Source organism: Plantactinospora sp. CNZ320 (genome assembly GCF_002846275.1).
Genome location: NZ_PJMP01000001.1, coordinates 3,148,952 through 3,164,553, shown reverse-complemented (window position 1 = coordinate 3,164,553; position 15,602 = coordinate 3,148,952). Strand labels below are relative to the sequence as shown.

The following is a 15,602-nucleotide window of genomic DNA, read 5'->3' as shown; positions in this document are numbered from 1 at the left end:
TCACGGGAACTTGTGACAGCCGGCGGCGGGGCGGCTCTGATTTGCTCTGGCGGGAGGTTTCTTCATGAGCACGACGGCGCACATGTCGTCGACCGTACTGCCCGATGAGGTCGTCGCGACCGCCAAGGAACACGCGCAGTGGTTGCTCCATCGCCTGGTTCCAGGCCGCGGCGTCTGCAACCTCGCGACGGGCGTGCGCGTCGACCGGGAGATCCGCTGGTGGCCGCTGCAGGAGGCGTTGAACCACCTGCTCCGCCGCCACCCGGCGCTGCGCGTGGCGTTCCGCTCCGACGGCGTGACACTGCGAAAGTGGTTCCGGCCGGAGGGCGAGGAGTTCCCCCTCACTGTCGAGACGGCGACGGAGGAGACCGTCGACGCGCTGCTCACCGACCTGATGAACCGACCGTTCGACCTGGACAGCGGGGTGCTCGTCCGAGCGCACCTGATCGTCGTCGACCGGCCGGACATCCGTACCAGCGTGTTGTGTTTCGTCGTGCACCATCTCGCCGGCGACTTCGTGACGGCCACCGTGCTCCATCGGGAGACGGCGAAGCTGTACGACAGCTTCGCAGAGACCGGCGGACCGCCGCCGGAGCTGGCCGCAACGGCGCCCATCCACCTCGAACCGCCGGCGGACGCCGGCAGCGTCGACTACTGGGTGGACCACCTCGCCGGGGCCGACCCCGCCACCATGGCGATGGCCGGCGCCCGGCCCATCGTCGGCCGGCCCACCTTCGCGGGCAGCCAGTTCAGCCGCCGGATGTCCGAGGAGGCGCACGCCGCCGCCCTGCACATCCAGGGCCGCGTCCGGCTGAGCCAGAACATCGTCCTGCTCACCGCGTACTACCTGCTGCTGGCCCGCTACGGTGCCGGGCCGGACCTGGTGGTCGGCGTGCCGGTGAGCGGCCGGGGGGCGGCGCCGCCGGAGGTGGTCGGCTTCCACACCGCCACCATGCCGGTCCGGGTGCGGGTTGACGACGACGCCACGGTGGCGGCACTGGTGCAGCGGGTCGCCAGCGCGTTCCTGACCGGCCTGGAGCACGCCACCGTCTCGTTCGAAGAGGTGCAGAACCGGCTGCCCGTCCGGTCCAGCGACTGGCGCGTGCCGCTGTTCCGGCACATGTTCAACTACCGGATGAACCCCTTCGACGAGCGGGGAAAGGTGGCCGGGCAACCCGCCCTGTTCGGCGGTGAGCCCATGCACCTGGTCGAGGTGCCGACCGCCAACAGCCGGCTCGACCTGGAGCTGTGCGTCTTCCCCGGACGGACGGCCGTCCGGCTCGCCGCCGTCTACAGCACCGAGGTGCACGACGCGGCGTTCGTCGAGACCTTTATGGACCGGTACGAGGCGACACTCATCGAGATGGCGGAGCGCCTGGACGACCCGGTGGGCACCGTCTCCGGCTGGAGCCCGGCCGACCACGACGCGCAGCGGCGGCTGGACGACACTAAGCGGGATTTCCCCGGCCACGCCCTGCTGGCCGACATCCGGCGGTGGGCCGTCGACCGGCCGGCGGCGCCGGCCATGAGCTACGAGGGCCGGACGGTGAGCTACCGCGAGCTGGTGGCCGCCGCCGAGGCGGTCCGCCGTCGCCTGGTCGACGAGGGCGTACGGGCCGGGGAAACGGTGGCGCTGCACGCCTCCCGAGGACCGGAGCTGGCCGCCGCGGCGCTCGGGGTCTGGGCGGCCGGCGCAGCGTACCTGCCGCTCGACCCGCAGCACCCGGCGGCGCGCCTCGCCGACCAGCTCGGCGACGCCGGCGCCACGCTGATCCTCGCCGACGACGCGCCCGACCCCGCCTGCCTCACCGGGCGGCGGTGGCTGCCGCTGGCCGAGCTGTGTGGCGCTGCCGGCGACGGGCCGGTCCCGGACTGGCCGTCGCCGGATCCGGCGAGCGTCGCGTACGTCATCTACACGTCGGGCTCCACCGGCCGGCCGAAGGGCGTCGAGGTCTCGCACGCCAGCCTGGCCAACCTCGTACGCGATTTCGCCGAGCGGCTGGCAGTGGTCCCCGAGGACCGGACGCTCTGGCTGACCACGATGTCGTTCGACATCTCCGGGCTGGAACTGTTCCTGCCGTTGACTACCGGCGGCACGTCGGTGGTCAGCCCGGATGCGGACCGGGTGGATCCGGACCGGCTGCTCGACCTGATCGTCGACCGGGGCGTGACGGTGGCGCAGGCGACGCCGACCACGTGGCGGCACGTCGCCGGCGAGCTGCGCGGCCGGCTGCGCGGCCGGCGGGTTCTCTGCGGCGGGGAGCCGCTGAGCGCGGCCCTGACCGAGCGGCTGCTGGCCGACGGCTGCCGGCTGTTCAACGTGTACGGGCCGACCGAGACGACGATCTGGTCCACAGCCGTCGAGCTGACCTCGCCGGTGCCGACGCCGGTGCCGCTCGGCGGCCCGATCGCGAACACCACGGTCCGGGTGCTCGACCCGGACGGTCGCCCCGTGCTGCCCGGCGTCCCCGGCGAGGTGTGCATCGGCGGGGCCGGCGTGGCGCTTGGCTACCGGGGCAGGCCGGACCTGACGGCGCAGCGGTTCCGCGAGTCGCCCGACGGCGGCCGCTACTACCGGACGGGCGACCTGGCCCGGCAGACCGGCTCTGGGCTGGAGTTCCTCGGCCGGCTCGACCGCCAGGTCAAGGTCCGTGGGCACCGGGTGGAGCTGACCGAGATCGAGGAGGTGCTGGAGAGCCACCCCGAGGTCCGGGCCGCCGCGGTCGTGACCGAGTCCGACATCGCGGGCCATCTGCGCCTGGTGGCCGTGGTGCTGCCGGAGCCGGGCGACCCGCCGGGGGAGCGGTGGACGGAGCAGCTGCGGCAGCACGTCGCGGCGCGGCTGCCGTCGGGCGCGGTGCCCAGCCGGTACGTGATCCACTCGGAGCTGCCGCTGACCGGCAACGGCAAGGTCGACCACGGGGCTGTCACGGCCTGGGTCGGCCGGCAGCGCCAGTCGGCCGAGCTGCCCGACGACCCGCGGCTGCGGTCGCTGGTGCGGCTGTGGCGGGAGATCCTGGAGGACGAGCAGCTCGGCAGGGACGCCGACTTTTTCCTCAACGGCGGCCACTCGCTGCTCGCCGTGACCCTCGCCGAGCGGGTGAGCGTCGCCCTGGGCACGCACGTCGGGTTCGAGGCGATCTTCGACGCGCCGACGCCGGACCGGCTGCTGGCCCTGCTGGACGCGGACGCGGGGGACGGTGGGGCGGCGTGAGCGTGCGCGACTGGTACGTGCCGCTGTCCGACGGGTCCCCGGTGCGGCTGTTCGCGTTCCCGCACGCGGGCGCCGGCTACGCGCGGTTCACGCCGTTCGCCCGGGCGCTCGGGCCGGACGTGTCGCTCTGGGGCGCCAACCTGCCCGGGCGCCAGGCGCGGCTGGACGAGCCGGCGCCGACCGACCTGCCCGCGCTCGTCGACGAGTTGGCCGAGCGACTGATCGCCGTGCTGCCCGAGCGCTACGGCCTCTTCGGGTACTGCGGCGGCGGCCTGCTGGCGTTCCTCGTCGCCAGGGCGCTGCGCGATCGCGGCGTCCGGCTTCCGTCGGCCCTGATCGTGGCGTCCTTCGAGGCCCCCGACATCGCGTGGCGGCCGACCGGGATCGCCGGCCTGCCCAGCGACCGGCTGTGGGCGCGGCTGATCCGGGACGGCGGGGTCGCGCCGGAGCTGGCGGCCGAGGAGCGGCTGCGGCAGGCAGTCGAGCCGGCGGTGCGCGCCGACTTCGGCCTGGTCGCCGGGTACCGGCACACCCCGGCGCCACCGCTGCCGATCCCCGTGACAGTCTGCTTCGGCACCGGCGACCGGACGCCGCGCGGCTCGTGGCTCGGCTGGCGCCGGCACAGCACGTACCAGCCGACGCTGCGCCCGCTGCGGGGCGGCCACTGGCTGCTCGACGACGCGGTCGACGAGCTGGCCGCCGCGGCGGCGGCCGCGCTCGACGCCCCGGTCAAGCAGGGACCCACCCCGTGAGCCCGCCCGACCGGACGGAGCGTGCGATGCGCACCCTGCTCGACGACGTGATCAGGAGCGCGGCCGGAGTGACGGTGCCGCTCGACGGCAACTTCTTCGACTCCGGGCTGACCTCGGCCAGCCTGGCCGCCGTACACCGGGAGCTGCTCGCGCGGCTGGACAGGCAGATCCCGATCCAGGACCTCTTCCGGTACCCGAACCGGCGATCGCTCGCCCGGCACCTGGCGGCCGGCCAGGAGGCCGGCGCGCACTCCCACAACTCGGCGCAGCCCGGTCCCGCCGACCGGGCAGCCGCGCCCCAACCGTCGATCGTGCAGGCCCGGCGCGCGTTGCGCGCCCGTATCCGAGACCGGGAAAGGTGACGCCGTGACGTATGCCCCCGAGCCGATCGCTGTGGTCGGAATGGCGTGCCGGCTGCCCGGCGCCCACGGCGTCGAGGAGTTCTGGCAGAACCTCGTCGCCGGCGGCGAGTCGATCGACCGGCCCACCGACGACGAGCTGCGCCGGGCCGGCGTCACCGAGGAGGAGCTGGCCAACCCGGACTACGTCCGGGCGGTGGCGCTGATGCCCGACTTCGACCGCTTCGACGCTGACCTGTTTCGGATGACCCGGCGCGAGGCGGAGATGTGCGACCCGCAGATCCGAGCGTTCCTGGAGCTGACCCACGGCGCGTTGGAGAACGCGGGCTACGACCCGTTCGGCATGGTCGACAGCGTCGGCGTGTTCGGGGCGGTCGGCTCCAACGGCTATCTCACGCGCGTGCTGCGCCAGCGGCCGGATCTCATCGCCACCGCCGACATGCTCACGATGACCCTCAACCAGCCCGACTACCTCGCCACGCTCGCTGCGTACAAGATGGACCTGCGCGGACCGGCGATGACAGTGCTCTCGGCGTGCTCCAGCACGCTGGTCGCGGTCCACCTCGCCTGCCACGCACTGCGCCAGGGCGAGTGCGACGCCGCCGTCGCCGGCGGGTCGCGCATCGCCATGCCGCCCGGTCGGGGACAGATGTGGTCGCCCGGGTCCGTGCACACCCCCGACGGGCACTGCCGGCCGTTCGACGCCGAGGCCGCCGGCACGCTGTTCGGCAGCGGTGCCGGGATGGTGGTCCTCAAGCGGCTCGACGACGCCGTCGCCGACGGGGACAACATCCGCGCCGTCATCCTGGCCAGCGCCGTCAACAACGACGGCGCGCAGAAGGTCAGCTTCAGTGCGCCGTCGATCCCCGGCCAGGTGGCGGCGCTCACCGAGGCGATGACCCTGGCCGGCGTCGCGCCATCCGACATCGGGTACGTGGAGGCCCACGCGACCGGGACCACGCTCGGCGACCCGATCGAGGTGGCGGCGCTGACCGAGGCGTACACCGCGCTCAGCGACGAGCCGCTGCCGCCCGGCCGCTGCTACCTCGGCTCGGTGAAGGGCAACGTCGGCCACATGGACGAGGCGGCCGGGATCGTCGGCTTCATCAAGGCGGTGCTGGCGCTGGAGCGGGGTGCCATCCCGGCCACGGCGAACCTGAAGACGCCGAACCCCCGCCTCAACATCGAGCAGACCCCGTTCACGCTCAACACGCAGCTCGTGCCGTGGCCGCGTACCGAGAAGCGGCGGCTGGCCGGTGTGACGTCGCTGGGCGTCGGCGGGACGAACGCCCACCTGATCCTCGCCGAGGCCCCGGAACAGGCGCACGAGCCCGACGACGGCCGGCCGCGCGTAGTGGTGTGGTCGGCCGGCAGCGAGCAGGGCGAGCGCCAGGCACGCGAGCGGCTGGGCGACTTCTTCGGCGGCCCGGGCCGGGACTTCTTCGCCGATGCTGTCGCCACCCTGCAGCACGGCCGCACGGAGCACCCGGTGCGGGCCGCTGTGGTCTGCGACTCGGCCGCCGCGGCGAGCGCCGCCCTGACCGGTGCGCCGGCGGCGCCGGCCCTGATCACCGGCCAGGCGGCCGGCGACTGCCGGGTGGCGTACCTGCTGCCCGGCCAGGGGGCGCAGCACGTCGGGATGGCCACCGGCCTGTACGGCACGGTGCGGCCCTTCACCATCGCGATGGACGAGTGCCTGGAGTTGTTCGAGGAGCTGGGCGTCCCGCTCTACAAGCAGTGGACGGAGGCGACCGACGAGACCGCCCTTGCCGACACCAGGATCGCCCAGCCGCTGCTGTTCTCGGTGGAGTATTCGCTGACGCAGACGTGGCGGTCGTGGGGTGTCGACGCGGACGCGGTGCTGGGCCACAGCCTGGGCGAGCTGACCGGCGCGGCCGTGGCGGGCGTCTTTGAGCTGCCCGACGTGGTGCGGCTGGTCGCCGCCCGCGCGGCGGCGATGGCGGAGCACCCGGTCACCGGCGGCATGCTCGCCGCCGGAGGCACCGAGGAGCAGATCGCCGAGCTGCTCACCGGGCCGCTGGCGGTGGCCGCGGTCAACGGCGAGCGGCAGGTCGTCGTCTCCGGGCCGGATGCCGAACTGCGCGAGCTGGCGGCGCGGCTGGAGCAGCGCGGCATCTCGGCGCGGGAGCTGCGGGTCGGCGGCGCTTTCCACCACCCGGGCTGGGCCGCCGCGGCCGCCGCGTGGGCGCCCGCGTTCGACGGGGTGAAGGCCGCCGCCCCGACCGTGCCGTTCTTCTCGGTGCTCACCGGTGCCGAGGTGGACGCCGACCAGCTCGCCGACCCGGCGTACTGGACCGGCCAACTCACCGCGCCCGTGCGGTTCCACGACGCGCTGACGGCGCTGCTGGCGACCCGGCCCCGGGTGCTGCTGGAGGCCGGTCCACGCCGGACCTTGAGCGCGCTCGCGCGGTCCGCCGCGAAGGCGGCCGGCGCGGAGGTGGTGGCGAGCCTGCCCGACGGGCGCCGGGACAACCTGGACATGCTGGAGGCGGTCGCGCGGCTCTGGGTGGCCGGCGCCACTGTCGACTGGGGGGCCACCGGCCAGGCCACGCCGACCCGCAAGGTCCCGCTGCCGGGCTACCCGTACGACCGCACCCGGTACTGGGCGGATCCGCTGCCGCCTGCCGACGACGCCCGGCAGGCCGCGAAGCCGGCAGGGCAGGACGCCACGCCAGCGCTGGATGCCTCGGCCGAGCAGGAGGCGGAGACCGTCGCCGCGTCGCCGGACGAAACCGCCGCGCCGGTGCCGGCGGAGGAGCTGTGCGCCGAGATCCGATGGGTGGAGCGGCCCCGGTCGCGGGCGGCTGACCGGGATCGGCCGGGTGACCGGGCGCTTGTCGTCCTGCCCGAGGACGAGGCGGCCGCGCTTACCGTACTGCTCGCCGTGCAGCGGGCCGGGATGCGCCCGGTCCGCGTCCGCCACGGCGTGGCGTTCGCCGAACGTCGCGGTGAGTTCACCGTACGCTCCGGCGAGCTGGCAGACCTGGAGCGGGTGCTCGGCGCGCTGGGCGCCGCCGGGACGCTGCCGGACGTGATCGTCCACGCCGCAGGCGTGGGCGCCGCCCCCGGCGCGGCGGCGTCGTCGGACGCGGCGAGCGCGGCGCCTGACGCGGTGGCGTCGGCACTGGACGCGGCAGCGGAGCGGCTGGACAGCGCCTTCGCCGACCTGCTCGCCACCTGCCGGCTGGTGTTGACCTCCGGGCAGTGGCCGGCGCCGCCCCGCCTGATCCTGCTGAGCAGCGGCTCGGTCGACGTCTCCGGCGCCGACCCGATCCAGCCCGACAGGGCCGCCCTGCACAGCCTCATCCGCACCGTGCGGGACGAGTCCCCCGGGCTGGTGGCGACCGCTGTCGACATCGACGTCCGGGTGGGGTCCGCCGAGCTGGCCGCGGAGCTGGCGACCGAACGGCCGGCACCGCTGGTCGCGCTGCGGGGCCGCCGGCGCTGGGTGCCGGTGACAACCCGCCTGCGGCTGCCTGCGGCCGTTGGCAAGACCGTGCGCGACAGCGGCGTCTACCTCGTCACCGGCGGGACCGGCGGGCTGGGCCTGGAGATCGCCGGTGGACTCGCCGGCACGGGCCTGCGGCCGAGGCTGGCGCTGCTCGGCCGGCGCGGGGCCGATGCCGCGCTGGCGCCCGCCCTCGACGAGATGCGGGCGCTGGGCGCAGCGGTCGAGGTCTACGCCTGCGACGTCACCGACGCGGCCGACGTCGAGCGGGTCGTCGCCGAGGTGACCCGCGCGTGGGGGCCGGTCAACGGCGTCTTCCACCTGGCGGGGATCGCCGGCGACCGGATGGTGGCGTTTCGCGAGCCGGGCGACGCCCTGGCGGTGCTGGCGCCGAAGGCCGCCGGGACCGCCAACCTGCACCGCATCCTCGGCGGGCGGGCCGGGCTGGACTTCGTCGTGTACTTCTCCAGCCGGGCCGCCACCGACGGCCTGGTGGGTGGCGGGGACTACGCGGTGGCGAACGCGTTCCTCGACGCCGCCGCGCAGTCGCTGGCCGCCACCGGCGCCCCGGTGCTCAGCATCGACTGGCCGCTGTGGCGGGGCGCGGGCATGGCCGGCCGTAGCGGCGTCGACATCGGCGGGCTCGGCAGGGCTGTGCGGCAGCTCGCCGCCGGCGACGCCGGGCATCCGGCGGCCGGTCCGACGCCTGAGCCGGCCGAGCAACCGGCCGCCGAGGCGTGGGAGGGCGAGCTGGGGCCGGCCACCCACTGGGTGCTCGACGAGCACCGGGTCGGCCGGATGCCGCTGCTGCCGGGCACCGGATACCTGGACATCGTGACGCGGGTCTTCCTGGAGCGGCTGGCCGAGCCGGACAGCGTCGGGGTGGAGATCACCGAGGTGGTGTTCCGCGCGCCCTTCGCCGACCAGCGACCACGCACGCTGCGGCTGACCTTCCGGCCAGTGGAGGACAGGTATGGCGTCGTCATCGAGTCCCGCCCGGCGGCGGAGGACGGCCCGTGGACGGTGCACGCCACGTTGACTGTCGGCGGTCACCGCGAGGCGGCGGGCCGGCGGGACCTCGACGCGCTGCGGAACAGGTTCGCGGTGGTGGGCCAGCCGCTGGCGGCGTCCGGCAACGACGGCCGGCTGTTCGTAATGGGGCCGCGCTGGCACAACATCGTGGACTCGTGGAACGTGGAGGCGGAGGCCCTGCTCCATCTCCGGCTGCCGGCGGCGTACCGGCCGGACCTGGCCGAGCATCCGCTGCATCCGGCGCTGCTGGACATGGCGACTGCGAAGGTGCGCACCGCAGGCCAGGCCGCCTCCGTGCCGTTCCTGTACCGGCGCCTGGTCACCTACCGCCCGTTCCCCGAGACGATCTACGCGCACATCAGGCGGGACCCGGACGCGCCCGGCAACACGCCGAGCGGCGACGTGGATCTGATCGGCGAGGACGGCGTGCTGGTGGCCACCGTCGAGGGGTTCACCATGGTGATGGTCGACCCCGAGCGGTTCAAGGAGTCCACCGCCAACCCCGCCACGGCGGCGCAGGCGGCGCAGCAGACGGCGTCCGCCTCGGCGGCGTCGGGGACGGCGCAGGCGGACGCCGCGCCGGACGAGGGGATCGGCCAGCCCGACGGGATCGACCCGAGGGTCGGCGTCGACCTGATGCTTCGGCTGCTGGACGCCGGCGTCACGGGCCAGGTGCTGGTGCCGCACTACTTCGACGGCCGCGCGCAGGAGCCGTGGGTCCACGACGCGGAGCCGGACACCGTGGCGCCCGACGACCCAGACGGCCACGGCGCCCCGGCGGCGCGGCCCGCGCCCGTCGTCGGCGCCCCGCCGACCCGGCTCACCACCCCGGCCCCGGCAAGCGCCCCGGTGACGGTGCGTGCGGTAGCGGGTAACACGGCGAACGGCGCTTCGAACTGGCGCGTGGCCGCCGAACGGCCGACCGGCGAGGCGTCCGGCGGCGCAGGGCAGCCGGGCGGCGAGTCGCTGGAGACGCGGCTGGCGGAGCTGTGGCGGCACGCGCTGGGCGTCGCGGAGGTGCAACCGGACCAGGACTTCTTCGACGCTGGCGGCAACTCGCTGACAGCTGTGGAGCTGATGGCCCGCATCCGCAGCCTGTTCGGCGTGCAGCTCAACATCGGCCTGCTGCTCGACGCGAGCACGTTCAGCCGGCTCGTCGCGGCGCTGCGGGAACGCGGCGTGTCCTGAGTCGACGGCGCGGATAGGGAGGTGGACGGCTGTGACGCGGCCCCCACACGAGACATGGGTCCGTAGGTACCCCGAGCGCCATCCGGCCCCGGCGATGCGGCTGTTCTGCTTCCCGTACGCCGGGGGTGGCCCTTCGGTGTTCCGGGACTGGCGGCTGCCGCCGGAGCTGGCGGTCGAGGTGTGCGCCGTGCACTACCCGGGCCGCGAGGGGCGCTGGGACGAGCCGCTGGTGCGTCGCTTCGAGTCGTTGCTGACCGGCTGCGCGGAGAACCTGGCGCCGCTGCTGGACCGGCCGTACGCGATCTTCGGACACAGCATGGGCGCGCTGATGGCGTACGAGTTGGTCCGGTTGCTGGCGCGCGAGGGCGGGCCGCTGCCGGCGCGGCTGTTCCTGTCCGGGCACCGGGCGCCGGACCGCCGGCCCAAGCGGACGCCGATCAGCGGACTGCCCGACGACGACTTCCTGGAGCGACTGCTGGAGATGACCGGCACCTCGGTTTCGGCGGTCCGCGACCGCGACCTGCTGCTCGCGCTGGCCCCGATCACGCGCGCCGACCTCGAGGCTTGCGAGCGGTACCGGCACGAGCCCTCCGGCCCGCTGTCGCCGCCGGTGACCTGCTTCGCGGCCGTGGACGACTCCGAGGTCGACGTGCCGGACGTGGCGGCGTGGCGCCATCACACCACCGGCGGCTTCCGGCTCCGGACCTTCACCGGCGGCCATCTCTTCCTGCGCGACCACAGCCGGGAGCTGCTGGTCGAGATCGCGGGAGACCTGGCGACGACCGGCCACGAGCCGCGGCCCCGCAGCCGGCACACCGAGCGGCGGAACCGACCGCCGACGGTGACCCGGCGCACCGGAACGATGGAGGTGGAGACGGGATTTGAACCCGTGTAGACGGCTTTGCAGGCCGTTGCCTCGCCTCTCGGCCACTCCACCGGGGTGCAGCTGTCCAGAGTGCACAGCTGGAACGCATGCACGACTATACCTGGGTGCGGGGTGACGAGGCCGCTGGCCCCCCGCCTCGGATGTGCTGTGGGGCTCGTCACGCCGTCGAGCAGCATCGCGCCGTTTCCGCGCCGGACCGCGCGCGCGGTCCGGGCGTTGGCGGGGCTCGGCTTCCGCCCACTGTTCGGCCCGCACGCGACCTGGCAGCCGGAGCGTAAGCCGTCCCCGGCCGCGCTCGCCGCGGACATCGCGTGGTGCTGCGAGCATCCAGACGTGGACGTGATCCTCTGCACGACCGGCGGGAAGACCTCGGTGGAGATCCTCGACGACGTCGACTACAACCTGCTGGCGGCCAGCCGGAAGGTGCTCTGCGGGTTCAGCGACATCACGGCGCTGCTGCTCGCCGTGTACGCGCGGACGGGCCTGGTCACCTGCCACGGCCCGACCCTGCTGCCGTCGTTCGGCGACGCTGACGGCGTCGACCCGTACACGTCGATGTCGCTGCTCGACACGCTGTCACCGGGCGTGCCCGCCGCCGGGCGGGTGTTGGCGCCGCCGGCCCGTAGCTCGACGGACGCGCCCTGGTGGGATCGGGACGACGACCGGCCGCGCGAGCGGTCGGCCGCCACCGGCTGGTGGGCGCTGGCGCCCGGCGTCGCGCGGGGCCGGCTGGTTGGCGGCCATGTCCGCACGATGGCGAGCCTGCTGGGCACGCCGTACCTGCCGGACACCGACGGGGCGCTGGTTTTCCTGGAGACCAACGCCCCGCACGTCGACGAGGTAGCCGCCGACCTCGGGCGGCTGGAGGCCGGCGGCGTCTTCGACCGCGCGGCCGGGCTGGTGTTCGGCCGCCCGCTCGTCGTGGACCGGCCGGACGCGTTGTACCGGGCGTTCGCCCGCCTGGCGCTGGACCGCAGGCTGCCCGCCCTGGCCGACGTCGACCTGGGGCACACAGTCCCGCTGCTCAGCCTGCCGATCGGCGTGACCGCGACGATCGACGCCGAGGCGGGGCTGCTGCGGGTTGACGAGCCGGCGGTCGCCGCGCGCGAGCCCGCTCAGCGCTCCACTGTCATGACCACCATGTCCCTCGGGACGCCGCCGAGCCGGAGCTTGTAATCCTGCGCGCCCTTGAGGAAATCGAACTGCCAGCCGGCGTCCAGCGCCTGCTCGGTGAGGTGCGACACGAGCACCACCCCGGGCGCCAGGCTGGCCCGCGACGCCTGGGTGAGCGACTGGTCGTACGACATGTTGTAGAGGTAGCGGGTACGCCGGTGGCTGAGCACGATCGCGGAGGCGAGCCGCCGCTGCCCGGCGCACAACTCGGCGACCTGCGCCGCGCCCGCCGGGGCGAGCGTCGCGAGCATGTCGTACACGAAGTCGCCGTACTCGGCGACGAAGGTGCGCATGGCGGGGGTGGTGGCGGCCTTCCAGGCCAGGAGGCGTTCGGCGGCGGGCCGCCAGTCGTCGGCGGTCGAGGTGACGAGTGTCACCTCGCCCACGGCCTCGGCCAGCCGGCTGCGCTTGCGCAGGATCTCGGCGCGCCGCTTGGCGTTGAGCAGGGCGAGATATCCCTTCGGCGCATCGTCGATCTTCGGTGCGCGATCGTAGAGCTCGACCCGCGTCGCCGACTCGCGCTGGGTGAACGCGGCGATCAGTTCCTGACCCACCACGTCGTCGGCGACGAGACCGCCCAGGCGCAGCCGCCGCCAACCGGGCTCGGCGGCGAGGTCGTCGAAGACCAGCCGGGTGACGGCCGCTGCGACGTCCTTCTCCCGGCCGCTCACCGACGCCGGGCCCATGTAGTCGACGACGTCCTGCCCGCCGGCGAAGGTCAGCAGGCCGTCGTGCAGCTCGAACAGGCAGCCGCCCACGATGTCCGGCCCGTCGGTGAACGTCGCCGCGACGAGCTGGCTGTCGGGTTGCTTGCGCGTCCGGTCGCGCCACCACGGGAGCAGGAACCGACCGCTGTGGAACACCGACCCGGCGTTCGCGACCATGTCCTCCCAGGCGGGGTCGGCGAGCAGGTCGGTGCCGGAGCGGATGGTGGTCTCGACATCACTCACGCCGTCCTGCACCTGCCCTTTGTGGTCGGTTGGTCTGGTGGCCCGCTCGGCCGGCCCCGGCCCAGCGTAGCCGACATTGCCGGCAAACCGCGGCGGCCGCCGGAGGTCACCGTCGGCGTGCCCCAGGCCCGGAGGAGGGGACGTCTGTGGACCTCATCGACCTGACCGGACGCGAGCCGACCTGGTCGGACGCCTCGCGTCGAAACTGGACGGCGGCCCTGCGCGAGACCGCCGGCGACTTCGACAGGTCCACCCGCGGGCACCCGCTGGGCGCGGTCCTCCGCGAACTGCTGGGCCTGACCGAGGAGCCGTTCGTCACATCCGGCGTCCGGGCGGTGATCCCGGTGCTGGCGTCGCTCGGCCGCCGGGTGGTGGTCGAGGCGCCGACCTTCGACGATGTGCCCCGGCTGTTCCGCCGGCACGGCTGCGAGGTCACGGCGGCGCCACTCGGCCGCGTACTCGAGGTCGCCACCCCCGCCGACCGGCACCTGATCTGGGTGACGTCGCCGGCGCGCAACCCTGACGGCGGCGGCGTCGACGACCCGACGGCCACGGCCCTGCGCGGCTTCCGGGAGGCCGGCGGCATCGTCGTGCAGAACGAGACCTACCGGTGGTACGCGCGGCGACCGCGGCGGATCGGCGCGAGCATCGTCGTGGGCTCGTTCCACAAGCTCGCCGGAAGCTGGTCGCGGTTGGGCTGGCTCAGCGGCGACCTGCCCGGACGGCTGCGGGCGGACCTGCCGTACCAGGGGCCGCCCGCGCACTGGCAGTCGGCCTGGGCGCGGTTCATCACGGCGGCCGGGCTCGGGCCGCTCGTCGACACGGCCCGCCTGGTCACCGGGCTGACCGAGGAGGTGGCCGGGGCGGTGCGCGGCGAGCCGGCGGGGGCGGCCGGGTGGACCGGCACGGGCCCGTCGCTGCTGCTGCGGATACCCCACCCCGATCCGGTCGCGACGCTGCGCTTCCGGCTCGGCATTCTCGCCAACCCGGGCGCCAGCTTCGGGGCCGGGACCGACACTGTCCGGCTGTGCCTGGTCGGCGCGCCGGCCGACCTGGACCGGGAGCGCATCCGGAACATCCGGCAGGTGCTGGACGGGCGGGTCGTCGAACCTGCCGACAACGACCGGCCGGCGCCCGGCTGAGGCGGGCCGGCGCGGCGCGGCGGGTCGGGGTGTCAGGAGCGCTCCAGCCGTGCGGCGGCGCGCAGCAGCCCGGCCGGGATCAGATACCAGACGGTGGGTACGAACACCGACCGGCCCTGCCGGTAGAGCCGGCCACCGTCCACCTCGATCTGTTCGACGACGCCGGTCGGGGGGTTGGCGGCCAGCTCGGGCGGGATCGCGTCACCCGGCCAGTCGCCGGCGGGGCCCGTGCTGGCGCCCGCGTCACCGTCGCCGCGCCGCCGGGCCTGCTCGGCGAGGTCCACCGGAACGAGCCGCACGCACCGCCAGGGCGCCGGCTGGCAGTTGCGCGCCGGCAGCGGCACGACCCGGACCTTCAGCGGGGCGCTGTAGTAGGCGAACGCGCCCAGGCTCACGGCGGCGGCCTTCACCCGCGAGCCCGTCAGAACCTTCGCCTGCTGGTACGCCATGCGCGCCGTCCGGGCGGCGCGGATCCCGCGCCCCACCGGCCGGTTGCGGGAGGCCAGGATCCGGCGGCCGGACGCCCCACCGTCGGCCGCCGCGAGCCGGCGCACGATGGCTGCGCTGCTGTCTTCGAGTGCCGTCACCTCCAGGGTGACCCGGGCGATCTCGCAGAGGTGGCCGAGGCACCCGACGTCCCGGGCTGCCGCCGCCAGCGCGTCCACATCGGCGTCGGTGAGGTGTCGGCTGGCAACCCACAGGTCGTTGACGTCCTTCGTGGTGATGAACGCGTCGCCGCCGCTGTTGCCGAGCATCGGGGCCAGGTTGTCCACCACCGGCAGCGGGTGGAAGCCCACCTGGTCGGGCATGGGGATCGGGAGCAGCCCGCAGTGCCCGGTGGAGTATCCCGGCCCGAAGTGGATGTCGACCGACAGCAGGTCGGGGGGCGCCAACAGACGGTACTGCCCGTACGGGGTGCCCGCCCGGTCGGCCTTGATCCACGGCAGCTCCCACCGGTCGGTGACGTACCCGTGCCGGCGCAGCCGGTCCGCCAGGTAGAACGCCTGGTCCTGGCTGGCGACGGCGACGTCGGCGTCGCTGACCTGCCGCAGCGCCGGGTCGGGAAAGGCGGCGCGGCTGGCCAGGCCCTTGATGCCCCAGATCGGGATACCACTGTCGCGGGACAGCTCGTCGAGCAGCGCCGAGGTCCGGTCGATCTGGCCCACCCGGGTCCGTGCCCGCTCCAGGTACGGCGCCAGCTCCTCGCTCACCCGACGCAGCAGGTCGTCCTCCGGGTGTTGTGCCAGGAAGCGGTCGGCGACCAGTACGCACCGGTTGCCCGCGATGCTGAGCGCGATGTCGCGCGGCTGCCGGGGCACGGCGTGCAGGCGTTCGACAAGCTCGGTGGCGGTCAGGCGCGGGCTGACGAGCCCGACCACGAACTCCGGGAAGTCGTCTTCGATCATGTGGTCAGCTCCCTCGTGTCGGGCGTCGCGG

Annotated in this window: 9 protein-coding genes and 1 tRNA gene; 7 read left to right on the top strand and 3 right to left on the bottom strand. The window is 74.5% G+C overall.

Features of this window, described 5'->3' with window-relative positions:
* Positions 1-64: 64 nt before the first annotated feature.
* The 5 genes from CLT71_RS13830 to CLT71_RS13810 are packed head-to-tail and all read left to right on the top strand — an operon-like array spanning position 65 to position 10,909.
* Entirely contained in the window at positions 65-3,214 is a 3,150-nt protein-coding gene (locus CLT71_RS13830; RefSeq protein ID WP_101367463.1) for a non-ribosomal peptide synthetase, read from the top strand.
* Positions 3,211-3,966, top strand: a complete 756-nt coding sequence (locus tag CLT71_RS13825) for an alpha/beta fold hydrolase (RefSeq protein WP_101367462.1) — start codon at positions 3,211-3,213, stop codon at positions 3,964-3,966. The genes CLT71_RS13830 and CLT71_RS13825 overlap by 4 nt, the downstream gene beginning before the upstream one ends.
* Positions 3,967-3,992: 26 nt before the next feature.
* Positions 3,993-4,328, top strand: a complete 336-nt coding sequence (locus CLT71_RS13820; protein WP_101367461.1) for an acyl carrier protein — start codon at positions 3,993-3,995, stop codon at positions 4,326-4,328.
* A 4-nt stretch (positions 4,329-4,332) separates the two neighbouring features.
* A complete protein-coding gene (locus CLT71_RS13815; RefSeq protein ID WP_143743472.1) occupies positions 4,333-10,014 on the top strand; it encodes a type I polyketide synthase in 5,682 nt (1,893 codons plus the stop codon).
* A 31-nt stretch (positions 10,015-10,045) separates the two neighbouring features.
* Entirely contained in the window at positions 10,046-10,909 is an 864-nt protein-coding gene (locus tag CLT71_RS13810) for a thioesterase domain-containing protein (RefSeq protein WP_143743471.1), read from the top strand.
* On the opposite strand, the gene CLT71_RS13805 is transcribed toward CLT71_RS13810, so the two are convergent.
* Positions 10,878-10,951, bottom strand: a tRNA-Cys gene (locus CLT71_RS13805). The genes CLT71_RS13810 and CLT71_RS13805 overlap by 32 nt on opposite strands.
* A 96-nt stretch (positions 10,952-11,047) precedes the next feature.
* Between CLT71_RS13805 and CLT71_RS13800 the strand changes: the two genes are divergently transcribed.
* Positions 11,048-12,076 carry a S66 family peptidase gene (locus CLT71_RS13800; RefSeq protein ID WP_158242234.1) on the top strand — a complete coding sequence of 343 codons (1,029 nt, stop codon included), beginning with the start codon at positions 11,048-11,050 and terminating at the stop codon, positions 12,074-12,076.
* On the opposite strand, the gene CLT71_RS13795 is transcribed toward CLT71_RS13800, so the two are convergent.
* Complete coding sequence (locus tag CLT71_RS13795; RefSeq protein WP_143743470.1) at positions 12,016-13,023, bottom strand: GNAT family N-acetyltransferase; 1,008 nt, start codon at positions 13,021-13,023, stop codon at positions 12,016-12,018. The two genes, CLT71_RS13800 and CLT71_RS13795, sit on opposite strands and share 61 nt — an antisense overlap.
* 146 nt (positions 13,024-13,169) lie before the next feature.
* Between CLT71_RS13795 and CLT71_RS13790 the strand changes: the two genes are divergently transcribed.
* On the top strand, positions 13,170-14,165 hold the full coding sequence (locus CLT71_RS13790; protein ID WP_101367456.1) for a PLP-dependent aminotransferase family protein: 996 nt from the start codon (positions 13,170-13,172) through the stop codon (positions 14,163-14,165).
* Positions 14,166-14,197: 32 nt separating this feature from the next.
* On the opposite strand, the gene CLT71_RS13785 is transcribed toward CLT71_RS13790, so the two are convergent.
* A complete protein-coding gene (locus tag CLT71_RS13785) occupies positions 14,198-15,571 on the bottom strand; it encodes a nucleotidyltransferase family protein (RefSeq protein WP_101367455.1) in 1,374 nt (457 codons plus the stop codon).
* Between the last annotated feature and the right edge of the window lie 31 nt (positions 15,572-15,602).

What these genes read in the sequence shown, in the direction of transcription:
- CLT71_RS13830 (WP_101367463.1), top strand. Translation starts at nt 65, where the DNA reads ATGAGCACGACGGCGCACATGTCGTCGACCGTACTGCCCGATGAGGTC.
- CLT71_RS13820 (WP_101367461.1), top strand. Translation starts at nt 3,993, where the DNA reads ATGCGCACCCTGCTCGACGACGTGATCAGGAGCGCGGCCGGAGTGACG.
- CLT71_RS13785 (WP_101367455.1), bottom strand. Translation starts at nt 15,571, where the DNA reads ATGATCGAAGACGACTTCCCGGAGTTCGTGGTCGGGCTCGTCAGCCCG.